General features: G+C 45.5%; 2 protein-coding genes and 1 pseudogene. All 3 read left to right on the plus strand.

The genetic code is table 11. The annotated features are described in order from the left end of the window. Positions 1-177: pseudogene (locus C5687_RS25175) on the plus strand (hypothetical protein); the annotation flags it as partial. A 189-nt stretch (positions 178-366) separates the two neighbouring features. Further along, positions 367-1,923, plus strand: coding sequence for a type I restriction-modification system subunit M (locus C5687_RS23960; RefSeq protein ID WP_104558208.1), 1,557 nt, complete (start codon positions 367-369; stop codon positions 1,921-1,923). Further along, on the plus strand, positions 1,920-2,240 hold a 321-nt coding region (locus tag C5687_RS23965), incomplete at its 3' end, for a restriction endonuclease subunit S domain-containing protein (RefSeq protein ID WP_146086310.1). The genes C5687_RS23960 and C5687_RS23965, both read left to right, overlap by 4 nt.

The following is a 2,240-nucleotide window of genomic DNA, read 5'->3' on the forward strand; positions in this document are numbered from 1 at the left end:
ACGCCATCAATGTTGTTAGTTTCAGATGACAATATTGAGTTCAGTCGCTTCCCGGAATTCTACAATGAGCGAAGAAACGCCCTGAAGCAAAGACTGCTGAATCGGGTATTTCTTACAACAAAAATAGATTCATCACCATCCACAATGGATACGGATGAAGAAATTTTCACCGACTGAACGTTCAGCCCCGATAGTATTGGGGCTTCAGTATTTATCGTCAGCACAACGTTTCTACTGGCCTGACTGAAAGAGCGCTGCTTACACAATCGGGCAAACTGTAGTGGTCAACAAAGCCTGCCATCAATATGAAATTGCGATAAAATTGGGCCAATAAAAGTAGTTAAGAATCATACAACAGGATACAAAATGACAAGCCTTCAGCAGCGTGCCGAGCTACACCGTCAAATCTGGGCCATTGCCAATGATGTCAGAGGCTCCGTAGACGGATGGGATTTTAAACAGTATGTACTCGGTGCACTTTTCTATCGCTTCATCAGTGAGAATTTTTCCAGCTACATGGAAGCAGGGGATGAGAGCATACATTATGCAGCACTTGATGACAGCATCATTACCGATGACATCAAAGACGATGCCATCAGGACTAAAGGCTATTTCATTTACCCGAGCCAGCTGTTCTGCAACGTTGCCGCTAAAGCGAACACCAACGACAGGCTGAATGCTGATTTAAACAGTATCTTCGTCGCTATAGAAAGCTCTGCCTACGGCTATCCGTCCGAGGCCGACATCAAAGGTTTGTTTGCTGATTTCGATACAACCAGTAACCGCCTGGGGAATACCGTTAAGGATAAAAATGCCCGCCTGGCCGCGGTTCTGAAAGGGGTTGAAGGGTTAAAGCTTGGCGACTTTAACGAACATCAGATTGACCTGTTCGGCGATGCCTATGAGTTCCTGATTTCTAACTATGCCGCGAATGCCGGTAAGTCCGGCGGCGAGTTCTTTACACCGCAGCACGTCTCTAAGCTGATTGCACAACTGGCTATGCACGGGCAGCCCCACGTTAACAAAATCTACGACCCGGCAGCAGGCTCCGGTTCGCTGTTGTTGCAGGCTAAAAAACAGTTTGATGACCATATCATCGAAGAAGGTTTTTTTGGTCAGGAAATCAACCATACGACCTATAACCTTGCGCGTATGAACATGTTTTTGCACAACATCAACTACGACAAGTTTGATATCAAGCTGGGCAATACGCTGACTGAACCGCACTTCAGAGATGAAAAACCGTTTGATGCCATCGTTTCTAACCCGCCGTATTCGGTGAAATGGATTGGCAGCGATGACCCAACGCTGATTAACGATGAGCGTTTTGCCCCGGCTGGCGTTCTGGCCCCCAAATCAAAAGCTGACTTCGCCTTTGTACTACATGCGCTGAACTACCTGTCAGCTAAAGGGCGTGCAGCAATAGTTTGCTTCCCCGGTATTTTCTACCGTGGCGGTGCAGAGCAGAAAATCCGCCAGTACCTGGTCGACAACAATTATGTTGAAACTGTGATTTCTCTGGCACCAAACCTGTTCTTCGGCACTACCATTGCGGTGAACATTCTGGTGCTGTCCAAGCATAAAACCAATACCAGCGTGCAGTTTATTGATGCCAGCGGGCTGTTTAAGAAAGAGACCAATAATAACATCCTGACTGATGGTCATATCGAAAAGATTATGCAGGTCTTTGCCAGCAAAGCGGATATTGACCACCTTGCGAAAACAATCCCTTATGAAACAGTATCTGCCAATGACTATAACCTGTCAGTCAGCAGCTACGTCGAAGCCAAGGATACCCGCGAAATTGTCGACATTGCAGAGCTAAATACCGAGCTAAAAACTACCGTCAGCAAAATCGATCAGTTACGCAAGGATATCGACTCAATTGTGGCAAAGATTGAAGGTGACGAGGCGCAATCATGAGTGGGTTGAACTTTCTGAACAAATTGCTGGATGGAGTTGATGTTGAATGGTTGTCACTGGGAGAGCTTGGCGATTTCATACGTGGCAATGGACTACAGAAAAAAGATTTCGTTGAAAGTGGTTTTCCAGCAATACATTACGGTCAGATTTATACAAGGTATGGGTTATCAGCTGATAAAACATTTACTTACGTGCTTCCAGAACTAGCCAATAAGCTGAGGAAGGCTCAAAAAAATGACTTATTGCTAGCAACAACATCAGAAAACGATAAAGATGTAGTAAAACCTTTAGCCTGGCTGGTAATGACTCCAACTTAC

It is taken from the genome of Enterobacter sichuanensis (assembly GCF_002939185.1).
GTDB lineage: Bacteria > Pseudomonadota > Gammaproteobacteria > Enterobacterales > Enterobacteriaceae > Enterobacter > Enterobacter sichuanensis.

Coding starts and splice junctions, on each gene's coding strand:
- C5687_RS23960 (WP_104558208.1), top strand. CDS start 367: ATGACAAGCCTTCAGCAGCGTGCCGAGCTACACCGTCAAATCTGGGCC.